At 48.0% G+C, this 19128-nt stretch carries 16 protein-coding genes; 12 read left to right on the top strand and 4 right to left on the bottom strand.

Annotated features, from left to right (window positions below; genetic code table 11):
- Positions 1 to 161: 161 nt before the first annotated feature.
- From Q0V21_RS33040 to Q0V21_RS29235, 4 genes are all read left to right on the top strand, one after another.
- The gene (locus Q0V21_RS33040; RefSeq protein WP_079348779.1) at positions 162 to 467 is read left to right on the top strand and encodes a hypothetical protein; all 306 of its coding nucleotides are present in this window, start codon (positions 162 to 164) and stop codon (positions 465 to 467) included.
- Positions 468 to 1042: 575 nt separating this feature from the next.
- Entirely contained in the window at positions 1043 to 1639 is a 597-nt protein-coding gene (locus Q0V21_RS29245; RefSeq protein ID WP_079348781.1) for an RNA polymerase sigma factor, read from the top strand.
- Entirely contained in the window at positions 1636 to 2616 is a 981-nt protein-coding gene (locus Q0V21_RS29240) for an anti-sigma factor (protein ID WP_079348782.1), read from the top strand. The genes Q0V21_RS29245 and Q0V21_RS29240 overlap by 4 nt, the downstream gene beginning before the upstream one ends.
- 242 nt (positions 2617 to 2858) lie before the next feature.
- Positions 2859 to 4382 carry an HD-GYP domain-containing protein gene (locus Q0V21_RS29235; RefSeq protein ID WP_079348783.1) on the top strand — a complete coding sequence of 508 codons (1524 nt, stop codon included), beginning with the start codon at positions 2859 to 2861 and terminating at the stop codon, positions 4380 to 4382.
- On the opposite strand, the gene Q0V21_RS29230 is transcribed toward Q0V21_RS29235, so the two are convergent.
- The gene (locus Q0V21_RS29230) at positions 4375 to 5028 is read right to left on the bottom strand and encodes a phosphatase PAP2 family protein (RefSeq protein WP_179132761.1); all 654 of its coding nucleotides are present in this window, start codon (positions 5026 to 5028) and stop codon (positions 4375 to 4377) included. The two genes, Q0V21_RS29235 and Q0V21_RS29230, sit on opposite strands and share 8 nt — an antisense overlap.
- A 230-nt stretch (positions 5029 to 5258) precedes the next feature.
- Between Q0V21_RS29230 and Q0V21_RS29225 the strand changes: the two genes are divergently transcribed.
- The 4 genes from Q0V21_RS29225 (at position 5259) to Q0V21_RS29210 (ending at position 9269) form a co-directional block, all read left to right on the top strand.
- Positions 5259 to 6674: a sensor histidine kinase gene (locus tag Q0V21_RS29225; RefSeq protein WP_079348785.1), complete on the top strand. Its 1416-nt coding sequence runs from the start codon at positions 5259 to 5261 to the stop codon at positions 6672 to 6674.
- A 154-nt stretch (positions 6675 to 6828) separates the two neighbouring features.
- On the top strand, positions 6829 to 8040 hold the full coding sequence (locus tag Q0V21_RS29220) for an MFS transporter (protein ID WP_179132762.1): 1212 nt from the start codon (positions 6829 to 6831) through the stop codon (positions 8038 to 8040).
- Positions 8041 to 8060: 20 nt separating this feature from the next.
- Positions 8061 to 8741 (top strand): oxidoreductase, encoded by a 681-nt coding sequence (locus Q0V21_RS29215; RefSeq protein WP_301881855.1) that lies wholly within the window; start codon positions 8061 to 8063, stop codon positions 8739 to 8741.
- Positions 8742 to 8894: 153 nt separating this feature from the next.
- Positions 8895 to 9269, top strand: coding sequence for a RidA family protein (locus tag Q0V21_RS29210; RefSeq protein WP_024632179.1), 375 nt, complete (start codon positions 8895 to 8897; stop codon positions 9267 to 9269).
- Positions 9270 to 9373: 104 nt separating this feature from the next.
- Here Q0V21_RS29210 and Q0V21_RS29205 read toward each other — a convergent pair whose 3' ends face one another.
- On the bottom strand, positions 9374 to 10132 hold the full coding sequence (locus Q0V21_RS29205; protein WP_079348788.1) for a tryptophan-rich sensory protein: 759 nt from the start codon (positions 10130 to 10132) through the stop codon (positions 9374 to 9376).
- Positions 10133 to 10847: 715 nt separating this feature from the next.
- Between Q0V21_RS29205 and Q0V21_RS29200 the strand changes: the two genes are divergently transcribed.
- Entirely contained in the window at positions 10848 to 11795 is a 948-nt protein-coding gene (locus tag Q0V21_RS29200; RefSeq protein WP_301882111.1) for an arsenic resistance protein, read from the top strand.
- Positions 11796 to 11917: 122 nt separating this feature from the next.
- Here the strand turns inward: Q0V21_RS29200 and Q0V21_RS29195 are convergent, their stop codons facing one another.
- Entirely contained in the window at positions 11918 to 13549 is a 1632-nt protein-coding gene (locus Q0V21_RS29195; RefSeq protein ID WP_301881853.1) for a response regulator, read from the bottom strand.
- 5 nt (positions 13550 to 13554) lie between these two features.
- The gene (locus Q0V21_RS29190) at positions 13555 to 15381 is read right to left on the bottom strand and encodes a cache domain-containing sensor histidine kinase (RefSeq protein ID WP_301881851.1); all 1827 of its coding nucleotides are present in this window, start codon (positions 15379 to 15381) and stop codon (positions 13555 to 13557) included.
- Positions 15382 to 15524: 143 nt separating this feature from the next.
- On the opposite strand from Q0V21_RS29190, the gene Q0V21_RS29185 reads away from it, so the two are divergent.
- The 3 genes from Q0V21_RS29185 to Q0V21_RS29175 all read left to right on the top strand — a co-directional run bounded on the left by Q0V21_RS29185 (position 15525) and on the right by Q0V21_RS29175 (position 18980).
- A complete protein-coding gene (locus Q0V21_RS29185) occupies positions 15525 to 16406 on the top strand; it encodes a carbohydrate ABC transporter permease (protein ID WP_024632174.1) in 882 nt (293 codons plus the stop codon).
- Entirely contained in the window at positions 16407 to 17243 is an 837-nt protein-coding gene (locus tag Q0V21_RS29180; RefSeq protein WP_301881849.1) for a carbohydrate ABC transporter permease, read from the top strand.
- Positions 17244 to 17681: 438 nt separating this feature from the next.
- Entirely contained in the window at positions 17682 to 18980 is a 1299-nt protein-coding gene (locus Q0V21_RS29175) for an ABC transporter substrate-binding protein (RefSeq protein ID WP_301881848.1), read from the top strand.
- The last annotated feature ends 148 nt before the right edge of the window (positions 18981 to 19128 follow it).

The raw sequence follows: 19128 nt of genomic DNA, 5'->3' as shown, positions 1-19128 counted from the left end.
TGAACTCCGCCAGGTAACTGGCGGGGTTTTTTTTAACTTGAGGACAAGCCTACATGAATAGTAGAAACGCCCATTTTGTCAAAGTAGGGCCATAGCCCGGTCCAGAGGTAGGGCGAATACATAGCTTAGGGGTGTAGGCAAATGTTAAGGAGGAATGAACAATGAGCGAAGTAAAACCGAATTCACCGAACGGACAGGGACACGTATACGGGTACGTGGGAGGCTATGAGCACATGCAAGGTTACATGGGGCATGAAATGCATGGATACGGGTATGGTTACGGAACAATGCCAATGGGATATGGCTACGGATACGCTCATAATGCTAATCATGCTCCGATGCTGCATGGGTGTCATCAGGGTTGTGGAACCTCTTATGGGCATGCCGGAGGAAGCTGGGGATCCATGGGTACCATTCTCGTACTGTTCATCCTGCTGGTCATTATCTCCAAAACGATGTTTATCTAAATCGTGCAGCAGCAACATAATCAGGGAGTTGATCCATACAACTCCGAGGAAAGGCGCCGAGATTGTATCGGCGCCTTTTGCTTGTTCAGGTCATTTTTATCAAAAGTGGACATGGAAAAACACCCGGAACCCAATTCCGGGTGCTTTGTGTATGTTTTCAATCTTCTCAAGAATAAGTGACATCCAAAACAACAAAAGCCCTACCTCTCTTTTGTCCTTGCGGCTCCGATGACCGCGCCAGTGTGAATGGGAACATCTTGTGAAACTCTGTAATACCGGGTTATTGTGATTCAGGTTCTTCAATCTTCATAGGTTAATGTGCATGTTCGCTGCGGTCGCAGCATGAAGAAAATATTCCGGGGTTTAAAGAAGACAGAAAATCATATGAGGTTGTTTAATTACCAACTCTAATAGTATACCACAGGCTGTAATTTTTTGCAATAAAAAGGAAGGTTGAAGCTTTTTTTGAAAACAATTGCGAAAACATTTCAGATTTTTTCTTCAATAAGGTAATCCTCTTCAAATGATTCTGCGTAGGTTATAATAGGAGGGATGACACGGAAAGGGGCCCTCGCATGACTGAATCTATAGAGGACAGCAGGTTAATGCGGCAGATAGCGGAACGAGATGCTTCCGCACTGGAGCTTTTATATGACCGCTATGAGCGGGCGGTGTATTCTTTTGCTTATCGGATCGTTGGTGATCCAATGACCGCAGAAGAGACCGTCCAGGAATTATTCCTGCGCGTTTGGAACAATGCTGAACGATATGAGGCCTCACAGGGGAAGCTGACCACATGGATGTTTGCCATTACGCGCAACATTGCAGTGGACATGCTGAGGCGAAAATCCAAAAGCGCAGCTACGAGCTCAGTGGAGAACGAAACACTGGCGGCATTTGCCGATGAACATACAAATACAGAAGAAGAAATAGAGCGGAAATGGGAAGGTGTCCGAATCAAGGAGGCCTTGTCCCAGTTGAATGGTGACCAGCAACAGGTCATTGAATCGATTTATTATGCGGGCTTAACACAACAGGAAGTGTCCAGCAGATTCGGGATTCCGCTGGGTACAGTAAAGAGCCGTGTCAGGCTTGCGATGCGACAGCTTCAGAAGCTGCTCGCCGATGCTGAAATGCATTCGGACGCGGGAAGGGAGGGCATACATCCATGATAGAACGACATGAGGAATGGTCTGATCTGGCACCGGTGTATGTGCTGGGAGGACTCGAAGCGGAGGAAGTGGCAGCATTTGAAGCGCATTTGGCCCAATGCGAGTCTTGTCGCCAGGAGGTGAGGGAATTGCAGGAAGTAACTGGCTTCCTGCCACTCGCGGCGGAACCTGTTGCCCCGCCGCCTGGCATGCGAGCACGTGTGCTGGGCAACGTGCTCGGACACGCGCAGGTGAGCGCCGGAACGAAGCCGGCGGCTGCTCCTGCGGAGCCTGAAGCACCCGTGGTGCTTCAGGCGGATCTTGCGCCGCAGCAAGAAGCGGCGCAGCCCGGGCAGGGCTTGCCGCCGGAGACGGCGGTGCCTGCAGCCCGGGCAGAAGAGGCTGCACAGGCACAGCCGTGGCAGCCTCAAGGGCGCGTGCGTGCGCGCAGCAGCCGCGCCTGGCGCATAGCGAGCGCAGCTCTCGCGGCAGCGGCGCTCGTGCTTGGCATCTACGCCGGGCAGCTGCAAGGCCAGATCGATTCGCTGAAGCAGCAAGCTTCAGGCTCTTCGGCCGTGCAAGAGCAGCTTGCTCAGGCACAGGCACAGAATGCGCAGCTGCAAGAGCAGCTTGCTTCATCTCTGCAGCCTGCGCAAGGAATGCAGACAGGCGAAGCCGTCAAGCTTAGCCCGGCGACACAGGATATTGTGGCCCAAGGCTTGGCTACCATCGTCATTGACAGCAAAGGCACCCACCTGGTCGTCCAGGCAGAGAACTTGCCTAATCTGGAAGGCAACGAGGCGTTTCAGGTTTGGCTGATCAAGGGTGATACTCCTCAAAATGCAGGGACTTTCCTGAGCCATAATGGAACGGGAGCGGTATATTATACTCTAGACTCAGCCAACGACTACGACACGGTCGCGATTACGCTAGAACCGGATGCGATGGGTGATGAGCCGCGGGGTACAATGATTCTGGCTGCCAAGATTAAAGGATAAAAAATGTTTTGCTATTTCAGGCTGTTCCCTACGGGGAGCAGTCTTTTTTATGTGGTTGCATGAGTATATATAAATTACCTAAACGTTTTATAGTTCATTCAATACGGAGGTTTTCCACTCGCGAAATGAATTAATTTTTTCAGTCCGAGTAACCGATAACAAATAGGAGACTGTACCCTTAAATCTCCCTCTGTCATTATCAATGGGGAGAACTGGTTACACCTAGAGAGTGAGGGGTTGGGGTGGAAGTATACCGTTCATTTATCTTTCGTCTGATACGAAATTATCTTTTCGGTTCAATGGCGGCTGTTTTTGTGGTAGGTACAGTGGTTATGGTGTCTACCTTACAAATACCGAACATTCAATTTGTACGCCTCATTATCATTGTGTTGATTTCACTGTTATTCATGCTTGTTGCTGAACTGATTACACTATGGGCACAACTTGGCCCCATTCGGCAATTCTTTGCCGCCGAGCATCATGAAAAGGCTGAATTGACAAAAATGTATGAAACCATTCACCGTTTTCCGGGACAAACGATCTATCGTATTTTGGGTCCGCATATGCTTGGATTTTCACTCCCGGCAGCCGGATTGACGTTATGGATGATCTCCACAAGGTGGTTGGATTTTCCATACGGATATGTCGCAGTTGCAGCTGCGTGTGCCTTATTAATCGCTGTGATGCATGCCCTGATTGAATATTTTCTGACCGTTCGGACGGTGAGACCGCTGCTGCTGGAAGTTCGCCGCCGAGGCAAAGAGCAGCATGGCATGGAGCCATCTCTCGGAGGACGTGTTCTGGTGTCCATTCAGCGTAAATTTCAGCTGAGTACAGCGCTAATCGGTTTATTCCCATTATTTCTGTTCTTCCTGGCTACATCAATCCGTCTTCAGTATATGGATAGCGAGTTTGCTAAAGAGTATATTCTGTGGGCAGTTCTTATCGTTGTGCTGGGTGGGGGCTTTGCCCTTGTGGGTAGCTGGCTGCTGATACGGGATGTTCGCGGTCCGGTTGCGGAGCTAACAGAGGAGATGAATCGGATTCAGGAGGGAGACCTCGGCAGAAGAACCCCCGATCTGTACGCGGATGAATTTTCAACGCTCATCTCCGGATTCAATATGATGATTAATCGGCTTGAGATGAGACAGGAACGCAATCGGCAGTTGCTGCAAAGTTATTTTTCCACCTTGGCGGCTGCGTTGGACGCAAGGGATAAATATACCGCCGGTCATTCCATGCGGGTCGCAGAGTATTCCATTATGATCGGCAAGCTGAGCGGCATGAATGAAGAACAAGCAGATCTGTTATACAAATCAGCGCTGCTGCATGATATTGGGAAAATCGGCATACCCGATGAAGTGTTATTGAAAGATGGGAAACTCACCGATGAGGAATTCGCCATCATTCGCACACATCCCGTTCTTGGAGAGAGTATTTTGTTACAGATTGAACCGATTGATGCCATGGCAGACTTCCTGCCGGGTGTAAGGTCCCATCATGAAAGATATGATGGCAAAGGGTATCCTGATGGCATAGCAGGTCAAAAGATTCCGCTGTTTGGCCGTATCATTGCCGTGGCTGATGCTTTTGATGCGATGACGTCTGATCGTCCATACCGGAATGGGATGAGCCATGAGAAAGCGCTATCTATTTTGGAAGAAGGAAAAGGGACCCAGTGGGATCCCTATTTTGCAACTTTGTTTATTGATGAGTGGAGGCGGCAGCAGCATCTCCAGAACTCGTCGGAGCGAGGGGTCAGCTGATCCGCTCTGTCCACTTCGATTCTTTTCTGCGGCGACGGTGCAGTGAAAGCCCGGTGATAATTGTGAAAATGCATTCACCCAGAATGACCGCACCCAGGGCGTCATAGATTACATGTTGTTTGATCATTAAGGTGGATAGTATAATCAGAGCTGCCCCGGCAGCAACAAACACCTTCACCTGCTTTCGGATGCTCTGAACGGAAAGAACAGCACGCATAACCAGATAAGAATGAAGGGCATGAATACTTGGAAAACAATTATATGGACGATCCTGACCGTAGAGCCATCCAAGAACAGATGCACCGAGACCTGTACCTGTTAACTCGGGACGGGGCACCATGGTCTGGAAATTAAAATAGATCAGGTAACAGATCCAGACACAGATATTCATGGATAGCAGGACGCGATAATAAGTGAGCCGATCCTTGGCGCATAAATAAGCCAACACCCCGAAGACAAACGGATACCAGCCCAGATAAGGAATGGACATTGAAGGTACATAAGGGATAATCCGGTCCAGTGGGGAATCAAGTACAGAGAAACCGCGTTCCGGACTATTCAGAATATCATACAACATTCCCAAGACAGCCAAGGAAAGCATCAAGCTTACCGACAGCCAGTAGGATTTACTTTTTAACACGTGCACAACACCGTTTCTCCTTTCATCCATGTTCGCAAGGAACTGGATCACAGCAAATAAAATCGAACAACAATATATTTTACTACGTTCAGCGCACAAATTGAATCCTGATTTGTGTGTTTTTGTGCATTTTTTTGACGACGAAGAAATGTCGAAGGTTGAACGGGCATGATATGATAGATGTATACGGACTACAGGTTTTCTGTCAATGAATACACGACAACAGGAGTGAGTGAATGCAATTTTCAAAAATGTTCGTATTAAATATGGGGATGCTAATTACCATTGCTTACCTTGCCAGTGTGTTCTATAAATACATCGTAATACGTGCTTCATCACGGGTGAAACAGATCAGTTCGTTGTTTGTGTTCATTTTTGCAGGCTGGATCAGCACCGTATTTGGATTTCAGCTTAATGATGAAGTGGTCTTCGACCTTCGTTTCGTTCCTTTAATTGTTGCCGTTTTGACGTATAGACAACCCTATAGCGTTATTATCGTAGGGGTTGGGATTGGGCTGACCCGGTTAACCTTTGGTATCAACGATGCTACGGTGGCTGCACTTATTAATATGTCGATTCTGGGCGTGGTGTGTGCAGGGTTGAATATATGGATGAGACGCAGTGACTACAGGCTGATCGTTAAAGGTGTCATCGTCACCTTGATTGTAAATGTGGTCAATAGTGTGAACATTGCTATCGTCGGCGTTATCCCGGCTGCATATTTTTTCTCGCATATTATGCCGTATACCCTTCCTTTGGGTATTTTGCTTAGTCTTATTTTTGCTTTTATTTTGCGCGATTTCCAGAATGAGCAGAACCGGATTTTACTTATTCAGAGCACGAACCGATTATTGTCTGTACAGAAAGAAGAACTGCAAAAGGCCCAGATTGTGCTGGAAGACCGTGCCAAGCAGTTGATGATTGCTTCGCAGTACAAATCGGAATTTTTGGCAAATATGTCGCATGAACTGCGAACACCGCTGAACAGTGTCATTAATTTCGCCCAGATGATCAGCGAGAACGGTGATACGATGGAGCAAGAGGATATCACACGTTTTGCTGCAATGATTGAAGATTCTGGTCAGGAACTGCTTGCTTTAATCAATGACATTCTCGATCTGTCCAAAGTGGAAGCGGGCAGACTGGATATCGTTTTGGAGGATATCAGTGTTGCACAACTCACGGAAGATGTCATGAATCACTTCCAGCTGGTTGCCGAGAAAAAGGGAGTAGAGCTGCGACTGGACAAGAAGCCAGGGCTGCCAGAAACCATCTGGTCGGATCCCCAGCGGGTCCAGCAGATTTTGCGTAATCTGTTGTCCAATGCCATCAAGTTTACACATCAGGGGCAGGTTACACTCACCGTGAGCACCAAGCAAATCAAGAAGTCAGGCATTCTGAGTCAATGGATTGTTTTCTCGGTGCAAGATACGGGAATTGGCATTGCTAAAGATAAACATCAATCCATTTTTGAGGCATTTCAACAGGCTGACGGTTCCATTAGCCGCAAATTTGGGGGAACAGGACTCGGCCTGTCTATCAGTCGGGATTTGGCGAGATTACTGGACGGGTCGATCGAACTTGAAAGCGCTGAGGGCAAGGGAAGTACCTTCTACCTCTATCTCCCGTTGAACCGTGAAAAAATGAGTTGACAACCTTCACGCTGTGAGTAGAATTTGGGGTGACAACTAGCATCGACCGGCACTTGAAACCCGGTCTAAGGAGTGTATCCCCATACAGAAGACGGTCAACGTTAACCCTCCTCCGTTTGCAGGCAAACCACGGCGCAAGGGTTCGACACAACGCATGAATTTATCTATTGCAACATGGGAGGGTGTACCGGCAATTATTTTGCAGACGCTGCTGGGAGGCCCATTTTTAACCGGATTTCTGCTGTACCTTGGGGCCGGGTCAAGACATATTGGCTTTGTGCTCGCCATTACGACTTTTGTTAATATCGCCCAGATTGGAGCGGCTTACTGGATGCAGCGTATTCGGAGCCGCAAACGTATGCTTATATTGTTTGTGGGGATACATCGCATCCTGTGGAGTTCGACGGGACTGATTCCCTTCCTGTTTCCCAAGGAATGGTGGGTAGGCATTTATATTGGTGTGTATACGGTTGCATTCATAGCCAATACGATTGGTGGTATGATCTGGACCTCGTTGATTGGCGACATCGTTCCTGCCAAAGTAAGAGGGCGTTATTTCGGAATTCGAAACACGATTCTGAATGCACTTGGAAGCGTATGCTTATTTGCGGGAGGTATCGTTCTGGACCGTTTTCCTGGGGAAATGGGCTTCTTACTCTTGTTTATTCCTGTGTGGATTTGCGCTATCGCCAATACGGTAATTTATTTCTTTTATCCGGATGTGCCATTTGAACGTTCAACTGAGAAGGTTTTCTGGCGCATGTTCAAGAAGCCGTTTCAGGATCCTTCCTTTCTGAAGGCTGCACTGTTCCTCGCGGCCTGGTTACTGATCCAGACATTGATCGTTCCGCTATTTTCCTACGTGATGCTTGACCTGCTTAACATTAATTATCAAACGGTATCCATCATCACCGTGGTCCAGACGCTTGTAATGATGGCTGGATTCTATATCTGGGGCAATCTGAACGCGAGATTCAGCAACAAAACCTTATTATTTTGGACATTACCGATCATTGCACTCTCCTGTCTGTCCTGGGGATTGATGTCGTTTATGCCTGTTTTGATAGCGCTTTTTTTATCTCATATCTTTCTCGGCATTGGTGTTGGAGGGTTCAACCAGCTTGCCTTCAACTTTACAATCGGAGATACACCGAAAAGCGAAAGACCAATGTTTGTTGCCGTTTATTCGGCTCTGACCGGAGTAACCTCGTTTCTTGGACCGCTGATTGGTGGCTGGTTGTATGAGAGAATGGAAACCTGGCCGGACGCCTTGACCTGGGTTTCCGCCTATGGATTCCAAGTGGGTGTTGGTGCAGCGATGCTGGTTCTGACGTTTACACTTGGACGTCGTGTGCTTCTGAAATAGAGATATGTGGAGGGATGCACTTGGAAAATCACGAACGGCAAGCACTTGTGATTGGAGCCACTGGGCTTGTGGGTGGGCTGCTCGTACGCAGCTTGCTTCAGAATCCGGCTTATGGCCGGATATGTGTATTGGTCAGACGTCCGCTCGAATTGAAACATCCAAAGCTGGAGCAGCATGTCGTGGACTGGGAACGACTTGAGGTGCAAAAGGATCTGTTTCGCGATGTTGATGACTTATATTGTTGCTTGGGCACAACGATTAAAAAAGCCGGCAGTCAGGAAAACTTCCGCCAAGTGGATTTACACTATCCCGTAAAAGCTGCCAAACTTGCCAAAGAGCACGGTGTATCCCAGATGCTCGTCATTTCTTCCATGGGAGCCGATGCCGGGTCACGTGTATTTTATAGTCGGACCAAGGGAGAGATGGAGGAGGCGTTATCGGCTATCGGTTTCCGTTCACTGCATATCTTCCGTCCATCGTTAATCCTCGGAGATCGCAAAGAAAAACGGTTGGGTGAGCAGTTGGCAGCTCATGTTATGACATTTCTGGATCGCTGGATGAAAGGCAGAGTGGATAAATACCGGGCAATTCAGGCTTCCACCATAGCCCGGGCCATGATGAACATTGCACTTGTCCAAACGAAGGGAAAACATGTTTATTCTAATGACGTTATCCATGTACTTGGGTTGGATGAGTCCTGAGATGATCGTGGTTTCTCCTATTGGAATGAGTGCTGCGGATAGACATTTCTTTTCGTGCCTGGGGTTGGATCGTGGTATAATAAGCTTCAAAAATGAGTTCGAGGCTTGTCTCCTCGCGGTGGCAGGACAACGAACATGAAGGAGAACTCGTCCATGAAAAAACCAATCTCTACCGATCAGGCGCCAGGCGCTATTGGTCCATACAGCCAGGCTGTTGAAGCAGGCGATTTCATCTATACTTCCGGTCAGCTTGGTTTGAACCCGCAAACGGGAGAATTCGGAGCCGATGTACAGGAGCAGACTCGTTTGTCCCTGAGCAACGTGAAGGCTATTCTCGAAGCAGCAGGCACGAGTATGGACAAAGTCGTGAAAACGACTGTTTTCCTGAAAGACATGAATGATTTTGTTCCGGTGAATGAAGTGTACAGCACGTTCTTCGAACAGCCTTACCCGGCACGCAGCGCGGTTGAAGTTGCCCGTCTGCCGAAGGATGCTCTTGTGGAAATCGAGGTCATTGCCCTCAAATAGGGGAGACTGATATTCTCCAAGTAAATAAAGATACATAAAAAGCCGATTTTGGTCACAGTTCACACATGACCAGAATCGGCTTTTTTTATATGAACAGATCGGGATTAATCCCGATCCTGATTACGGGCGAAGAACAGCCATACCGCATAAATGGCCAGTACGATCGCAATGATAATTGCCGTATAATATACGGAAGTAACGTCTTTTTGTTTGAGTGCAATGGCAATGTATGCCCATGTAAAGACAAGTGGGTACACACTATCCCGGTAAGGAAAGCTCACCAGTACAGCCAGCACCAGACCTACAATTAACATGATGATAGTCCAGGTGGGTTCACTGAGTCCGAAGCCATCCCAGCCGACTTTATATAATAATACAGCCGCATTGATAATGGTTGCCACGCTCACCCACCCAAGATATATGCTGAACGGCAGCTTCACGAGCCAGATTTCGGCAGTTGTGGGAAGGGTGATTGCACGCGTCTTTACATACAACATGATCAGGGATAGCAGCAGCAGAACGATGACGACTAACGCGAGGCCGATTTTGAGATTTTGAAAAGCAAAGATCCACGCTACATTAAAGGCACAGCTTGCTAGAAACCAGTAACCGAGACGGGTAATGGAGTCCCTTTTCCAAGAAGAGGGAACGAATTGATAGATGACAAAGCCTGCGAGCAGCAGATAGATCAGTCCCCATATGGAGAAAGCATAGCCCGAAGGGGTAAGCAATACAGGGTACATATCCGAAACTTCCTTGTTGGTCCTGCCTCCGATCGGGAGTGCGTTGGAAAGGTAGTTTACGACGATAACAGCGATAAACCCAATCGCGTTTAACCACTTGTACGGATTGTTACGTGACATTGAGTTTCCTCCTTGGTTTTACAAAAATGAATGAACCACGGGTCAGTCTACAATGAATATACCCAGTTCTTTTGCATTCTAATAAGAAGCCGCAAAAAATTCACAGGATCGTTGTCTGGCTATCCTGCGGTTTGCCGCTCTCTTATTCTCTTTGTTACGTCTCAATGTACGCTGGTTGAAGCAGAAATATGTTAATACAAAGGACTTCTGTCCTTATTAATATAGCTGGTAAGTTTATCTATATTCGTTCACAACGATCTGCTATACTCAAATTTAGGACAAATGTAATCGGTGGGAAGACACGGCGAAGCTGCTCCGAAAGGAGGTGGAGCCGTGTCCCTTGATTTGATCGTGAAGATTCTGGACGCTTTATTAAAGATCGTCAGTATTTGTGCTGGCGTGAGAACTTTATTCAGCGTAAAGAAGACACGTAAGAACAAGAAAAACCACCGACGATAGGTTGGCCCCTTAATTCGGTGGTTTTTCATGCATTTGAAATTCGCGCCGTGGTCACCCATCGGTCTTTTGTCTGGATATCCGCAATGTTAGCGCATTGCGGATATTTTCATATTACCCAGAACTGCTTTCTAATATGACAATAACATATACTACAACTCACTACAACTCACTATAAACGTACGATTATTACTTTGATGTTATGACATAAGGCTAATTTCTCAGAGGGAGAGGAAGATGGTTGTTTACAAGAGAAACGATGGAGAAGCAACAAACGTGGTTTTATATTGCTGCCCTGCTTGTAGGAGCAGCGATTGGACTGGGTACCTCTGAATGGGGAACAGCACTGCATTATACGGTTTCGCCTGTGCTTGCCATTTTGCTATATAGCATGTTTGCACAGATTCCTTTTTTACAGTTAAAAGAATCCTGGTCCAACCTGCGATTTATCGGTGCTTTGCTGGTCGCTAATTTTATCATTGTACCTGTAGTTGTGTGGTTGTTAACCCTGGCATTTCCGCAACCTCCTGCCGTACTCATAGGCGTTTATCTGGTGCTGCTTACCCCTTGCATTGATTACGTCATTGTTTTTACACAGCTGGGCCGGGGCAATGAGAAATTGATGCTGGCAGCAACGCCAATCCTGTTTGTTATACAAATGGTTTTATTACCGGTATATTTGTGGTTGTTCATTGGGAAGGAGGCAGCACAGGTCATGCAGGTGGGGCCTTTCGTAGAAGCTTTTCTATTCCTGATCGTAATACCGTTGCTGTTGGCTATTCTTACGCAAGTATTGACCCGAGGCAAAGCCGGAGGAGAACGGGTGATGAACGCGACCGCTTGGCTGCCTGTACCCATGATGGCTCTGGCATTGCTTGTTGTTGTCGCATCGCAGATCGGGAAGGTTTACAATGATTTTGCTGTAATTGTGGATGTTCTGCCCATCTATATTATTTTTCTGATCGTTACGCCCTTCCTGTCAAGAATGGTTGCGGCTCTATTCCGATTGGATACAGGTGCAGGCAGGGCCGTTATTTTCAGTGCAGGGACCCGAAATTCGCTCGTCGTTCTGCCATTGGCACTAGCACTGCCCCCGGAGTGGGCCACAATTGCTGCCGCTGTAATTGTAACGCAGACGATTGTGGAATTGGCGGGTGAGTTGATCTACATTCGTATTGTTCCTTCCGTCATACTGCGGGATCGCTGATCCCATAGAAAAGAAAAAGGGGCTATCCCAGAGCCATGAACAATGGCGGGATGCCCCTTTTACAATTCAACGAATAGAGCACGCTTTATTTAGTGAAATTTTCACATATTTCCGGAGACTCATTAAGCATTTCCGTCAGACAACGTTTTGCGGTACTCCCCCGGGGTGATACCCTCCATTTTTTTGAACACTTTGCTGAAATACTTCTCGTCCTGATAGCCGACCATCTCCGAGATCTTTGCAATTCGTAGGAAAGGGTTCTGTAACAGCAGCTTGGCGTTATTGATTCGCAGCTTGCCCAAATACTCCGACCAGTTTAGCCCAAACTGCTGCTTGAATTTGCGTGAAATATATTCGCGACTCAGGTAGAACCGAGCAGCAATCTGCTGCAGAGACAGGTCCTCCTGATAATGGGCATCCATATAACGTGCAATCTCACTCATCGGGTCCGGTGTGGCGTGATGATGTGCAGTGAGGGCCTTTCCGGCTGCGAGCAGCCGCTGTTCCAGCAGAGAGCGAAGCAAAGGGAGTGATAACAGTCCTTCACGATCCAAAGGTAACTCGGCGAATGGAATCGGTTGTTCCTCTATCGCTTCATCTTCGTCCTTCGGTGGGGCGCCTGCGGCATCGTCGAGCCAACGGCCAATCATCCATTCCATTTCATCCACCCATTGCTGTATCTGCTCCGCTGTTACTACATCGAGCCGGGTGATGGGTTCCATCCACTCTGCAACCGCATTGGACACGCTGGTAGCGCGCCCGCTCATAGACGCGAGTCGTAAGGACTCCTCAAAGGCGGATAACCGCAGCCCCTTGTTTCCGATGGAGGACTCCAATGTATCGTGAATACACTGCTTCATTTGTAAGGCATTGCGTCGCCATAACCGCAAGCTTGCTTCCTGATATGCTCCCGAGGTTCCGGTAGGGTGAAATTCACAGCTGGATATTCCAAAATGAAGGCGGCGCTGGATGGTCTGCTCCAGACCATCATTCACTTTTTCGAGAATGGTTTGCAGGGATGAACACTGACCCCAGTACAGGAGAACGACCTCATCCGGTTGGTCAAGCTGGCGAAACACGACACCTTCGGCAGGTGGAGATAACATCTCTGCACAGATATTCAGTACGGAGAATACGAGCAGATCAGGCTGGCTGCGATATTTTGCCAAACATTGAGCATCGAGATGGGAAAGGCTGGTGACAGCCACACTGCAACTGTCGATCTGCTTGGGCAGATTTAATTCATCCCGCAGCCGCTGGAATTGGGTATTGTTGCTTCCACGTCCAACGACAAGCTCAGTGAGCAGTCTGTCATGATAATGCGGACGCATCTGATTGACCACCATGGATTGTCTTGTGGACTGCATCCGAACGGCATCGGCTTCTTTCCAGGCATCGACTGCCCTAAACAAAGATGAATTCAGTTCGTCTGCTTCGACTGGCTTGAGCAGGTAGTCCGTACCACCATATCGAATCGCATGTCTGACAAGTTCAAAGTCATCATAACCGCTGATAACCAGTACCTTGCTATGCGGGGCATGAACAGATATCCATTCAAGCAGTGCCATACCATCCTTGCCAGGCATTCGCATATCGCTGAGTACAATTTGCGGTTGATGAGCCGTGATGGCAGCGACCGCTTCGTGACCATCTGCCGCTTCATACAAGGTATCAATTCCTGCGGCTTCCCATTGACCAAGCAGCTTAATTGCATCGCGGACGTGTTTTTCATCATCGACAATCAAGGCTTTCATGTTGTTCACTCTCCCGCGTATAGTTTGACTATAATCTCTACACCATTCGGTTCCAGATTGCCGATCGTAAGCGTCGCATTGTATCCCGGAGGTGAGTTCAGTTGGAGCCTGCGCATCACGTTACGTAGTCCGATCGACTCGGTCTCGTCCATTTCCTGAGAGGAATCGGAGGATGTGGATGCCAGACGCAAGCTACGCTGAATCTCGGACCACTTCTCTTCCGGGATGCACGGTCCGTTATTTTCCAGATGAATCTGAATCCAATCGTCAGGCGTTCGGTGACTGGATATGCGTATCCTGCCTTTGCCAGGCTGAACATCGGCCCCATGCTTGAAGTAATTCTCAATTAAAGGCTGTAAGGTCATTCTTGGCATTTCGGCGCGCAAGGTATCTTCGGCAAAATCCAGTTCGACCTCCAGACGGTCACCGAACCGCTCTTTTTGAAGTTCCAGATAGAGCCGTGCATGCTCGGCTTCTTCGTGCAAAGTGACCCGAGTCTGGTCACGCATGCTGTAGCGCAGCATTTTGGATAGGGAAGAGAGCAGCACATACACCCGCTGTCCTTGCTGTTGAAGCGCCAAAGTACCGATGGATTGCAATGTATTATACAAAAAATGGGGATGAATCTGGGCTTGCAGCGCTTTAAGCTGATTCGTTTTATTCGCAATTTCCAGGCGATATTCCCGCAAAATCAAATTGTTCACTGTATCCATCATATCCCGGAAATGACGAGACAGTACACCGATCTCATCCCGACTCGTTAACCGGATATCCACATGCAGGCGTCCTGCCTGAATCTGATTCATATAACGCATTAATTGCTTCAGGGGTCCGGTGATGCGAATCGAGATGAACAGGGTTGCCACAATGACCAATAACAGCGCCGCAAGGGCGATCATGGCGTTATTCCACGTTAATGTGGTGGCACTTGCGTACAACGTTTCATTCGGAATCTGTTTTACAATGGTCCAGTTTGCAAATGGACTGCCTAACTGCTGGTACACATACATCGAATGATCTTGTTCAAAATGCCCTGACACGGTCTGTGCTGTCCCTTGGTCGGAACGTGCCAAATTGAGTTCAGTCGCCGCCTCCTGTCGTAATGCTTCCGTTCCACTAACTTCCGACTTTCCTTCGTAAATAATCTGGTTCTGATTGTCGATGACATAGATCTGTTCCTTTGCCGGATCATACAATCTGCTGCAAATTTCGGCAATGGTATCCATGTTCAAATCGATGGCGAGCGCACCCAAGCGTTCGGTCGAAGGCACATCCTTGATCACACGGTGGAGGGTGATCACTGTTCTTGGAGGGTCATCTGCTGACGCCGCCTTAAAGCCGTAGGAATGACTAAGATGCGCTGATTCGACCCAGATATCCTGACTTTTGTCGTCCGATCTTCCATGAAGCGTGTCGGAGTAGGCCTGTTTGCGCTCTTCCCGCTTCGGGAAAGGATTTGCAATCAATGTCGATTGATTGGCAGCAAAGGAGTGCAGATATAGCTGGAATACATCGGGCACAGCCGAGCGTATCGTCTGCAGGGTAGTGTATACCTCGGCAACTGCACGATAGTCGCCGGGGATTTTCGCCAAATTCCGCAGAAAATTCGGATCATTGTACACAGCCAGCGACGCTCTTGCCACGTTATCGACGTAATTGTTCAGATTGGTGGACGCCTGAAAGATCAGGCGTTTGTTCTCGGCGACAGCCTGCTCGCGCAGGGCGGTCTTGGTCTGGATGAACGTCATGCTGATGGATGCCAGCAATGGAATCGTTGTGGCAATGAGCATAAAAGCAATTAGCTTGGTGCGAATACTGTAGTATTTTGACATCGTGACACCCCTTCTGGTTGCAGGTTAAGAAAGGACAATATTTTACACCCAACTGTTCACCAGGGTCGGTGTTTCCCTGCGCGAGATTGGGGTTTAATAGAACAAGAGACCAATTTCATCCATCTATAGAAGGGGAGAACGATATGAAGCATCGCAAATCTTCACAGCTGTTACAGCAGCTTGTGTTCGTGGGTCCCTCCATCGTCTTTTTTATTCTCATTATCGTGGTCCCTTTCCTGCTTGGCATGGTGTATTCCTTTACCGACTGGAACGGGGTGTCAGCGAACATTCATTGGGTAGGATTCGACAATTTCAAGCAAATTTTCTCGAATGATCCCAAGTTTCTATCTGCGTTTTGGTTTACGGTACGCTTCACCTTGGTTGGTGTAATCTTGACCAATGTGATCGGTTTTTTCCTGGCGTATTTCCTGACCAAACCGCTCAAGACGAGAAACTTTCTGCGCACGATCTTTTTTATGCCTAACGTGATCGGTGGATTGTTGCTCGGCTTTATCTGGCAGTTCATATTTGTGAAAGGGTTTTCAGCAGTAGGCGACGTGACCGGATGGTCCTTCTTCAACCTCCCTTGGCTGGGAGATGAACCGACCGCCTTCTGGGGTATCGTCATTGTATTTGTCTGGCAGACTGCAGGTTATCTAATGGTCATCTACATCTCGTCCTTGACCAACGTATCACCCGATCTGCTGGAAGCTGCTGAAATTGATGGTGCCAGCCGCTGGCAGGTACTGCGCAGCATTATTTTCCCACTCATTATGCCGGGAGTCACGATCTGTCTGTTCCTTGCCATCTCCTGGTCATTCAAAATGTTCGATCTCAATCTGTCACTAACCAAAGGCGGACCGTTTGGATCAACAGAGTCGGTAGCACTGAATATTTACAATGAGGCTTTTGTTAACAATCGGTACGGCATCGGTACAGCCAAAGCACTTGTGTTCTTCGTAATCGTTGCCATTATCACCATGATTCAGGTGCGTGTGACGAAGAGCAAGGAGGTGGAGGCATAGATGGAAACGTCAAAAAATTATCGCTTCAGTACCATTGTAACCGAGATTGTTATGATACTCATTGGTTTAATGTTCCTGGTTCCGTTTTACTTCCTGTTTGTTAATTCGGTCAAAACATTCGGTGACCTGCTTACCAATTCGGCCGCATGGCCGGAAGTGTTCCAATGGGGCAACTATGCGAATGCCTGGGAGAAAATCAAATTCCCGTCAGCGCTGATGAACTCGCTCATCGTCACCGTAGTCAGCAATCTGCTGCTGGTGTTGATCAGCTCCATGGCCGCCTACCGAATGGTACGCAGCGATACCCGGTTCAACCGGATTCTGTTTGGCATGTTCATTGCCGCCATGGTGATTCCGTTTCAGTCTATCATGATTCCACTCGTTACTGTAACCAGTAATCTTGGACTGATCGACAGTCTGTTCGGACTCATCATCTGTTATCTCGGTTTTGGCGCACCGATGTCCATCTTCCTGTTCCACGGATTCGTCAAATCGGTTCCGCTCGAAATTGAGGAAGCGGCACGAGTGGATGGAAGCTCCGCTTACGGCGTGTTCTTCCGGATTGTATTCCCGCTCATGAAGCCGATGTATGTTACCGTCATTATCCTGAATACACTTTGGATCTGGAATGACTATCTGCTGCCATCCCTGATTCTGCAAAGCTCCAATTTGCGTACCATTCCGATTGCGACCTTTGCGCTCTTCGGACAATATACGAAGCAATGGGATCTAGCCCTGCCTGCACTGGTGCTTGGCATCATGCCAATTATTATCTTCTTCCTGCTGATGCAGAAATACATCATTCAGGGGATTACCGCCGGATCAGTTAAAGGGTAAGTGCGAGGGGGTTGTGCGGCTCCGGGATCATGTGGGGGAGTGAGAGGGCGGACCGCTCCGGGATCATGTGCGCTTTCGGTCGCTGTTGCTCCTCGGTGGCCTGAATGAATTAAGGCAAGGAAGCCACCGAGTATCAAAGGCGAGCGCTCCGCTCCTCCAGCGCATCATGATCCCTCCGCTCCGACCTCGCACGGTGGGTGCAAAGGGAGTCATGCCCGCATAGCATGCGCCTGACTTCTGAAGAGAAATGAACAAGTGCAAAAAGTTCAAAAAGGGAAGATCAAGTAAGAAAAGATGTAAGGCAAAATGGTAAGGCAAAGAGGTATGCAAGAGCGGGCCGCTCCGGGATCATGTGCGCTTTCGGTCGCTGTTGCTCCTCGGTGGCTGAATAAAGCCAACAAGCTGTTATACTGAAACTACTATAGGGAGAGTGTATGTATGAAAAGAATGACCAAGTTGACGTTGCTTATGCTAATTGCTTTTTCCGTAATGCTCGCAGGTTGTGGCAACGGAGATAAGAGTGGAAGTCCTGTTAACACAGACGCCCAAGGTGGCGGTGAGGCAGCAGCAGGGGACAAAACCATTAAAATCTTTCAATATAAAGTCGAAATTGCGGAAGCGCTTAACCGTCTCAAAGCGGAATACGAGAAATCCCATCCAGGCATCAAGCTGGACATTCAGACTGTGGGTGGCGGCAGTGACTACGGCGCTGCATTGAAAGCCAAGTTCGCTTCAGGCGAACAACCGGACATTTTCAACGTTGGTGGATATCGTGAACTGGACACATGGCTCGAATACTTGGAAGACCTGTCAGGTGAGGCATGGGTAAAAGATGTGCTTGATGTGGCCAAAGAGCCGATGACCAAAGACGGCAAACTGTATGGACAACCGCTGGCGCTGGAAGGTTATGGCTTCATTTATAACAAAGACCTTTTCCAAAAAGCAGGCATCACTGAAATTCCAACCACATTGGAACAATTGGATCAGGCTGCACAGAAACTTCAAGCCGCAGGTATTACCCCGTTCTCCAATGGATATCAGGAATGGTGGGTACTCGGGAATCATAACGTAAACGTGGCATTTGCGAATCAGGCAGATCCGGTGAAATTTATCCAAGGTCTTAACGAAGGCACAGAGAAAATCCCTGGTAACCAAGTGTTCACAGATTGGATGAACATGCTCGACTTGACGCTGAAATACAGCAACAAAAACCCACTGACAACTGATTACAATACACAAGTGACTCTGTTTGCAAGTGGAGAAGCGGCGATGATGCAGCAAGGGAACTGGACTCAGGTACAGATTGATGGAATTGATCCGAATCTGAATCTCGGCATTCTACCAATGCCAATTACGAATGAACCGAATGACAAATTGTTCGTTGGCGTACCGAACTACTGGGTTGTGAACAAGAATTCGCAAGTGAAACCGGAAGCGAAAGAGTTCCTGGAATGGCTCGTGACATCGGATATCGGTAAACAATACATGACCAAAGAATTCAAGTTTATCCCTGCGTTCAGCTCAATTCAGGCATCCGAAGAGGATCTGGGTGACCTCGCAACTGATATTATGAAATACAGTCAGGAAAATAAAACGTTAAGCTGGAACTTCAACCGTTTCCCTGAAGGTGTTCCACAAGAATTCGGCAGCACGATTCAAGCGTATGTGGCAGGCAAATCTGACAAAAAAGCCCTGCTTGATGCATTGCAACAAAACTGGGATAGTCTGAAAAAGTAAACGAACACGGATCACTTATCCGTATAAGTAAAGTATGAGGATCTCAACCTTGAATCGTTATCCACATACTAGTATCCACAGGCTTAAATTCATTTCGCAAATGATTGGATAAGTAGTCCACTCTAATAGGTCAGCCAGAATTCCATTC

Origin of the sequence: Paenibacillus sp. 11B (assembly GCF_030487755.1) — a bacterium.
Lineage (GTDB): Bacteria > Bacillota > Bacilli > Paenibacillales > Paenibacillaceae > Paenibacillus > Paenibacillus vandeheii.
Note: the sequence above shows the minus strand (reverse complement) of the source record. Positions and strands in the feature narration are given on the sequence as shown.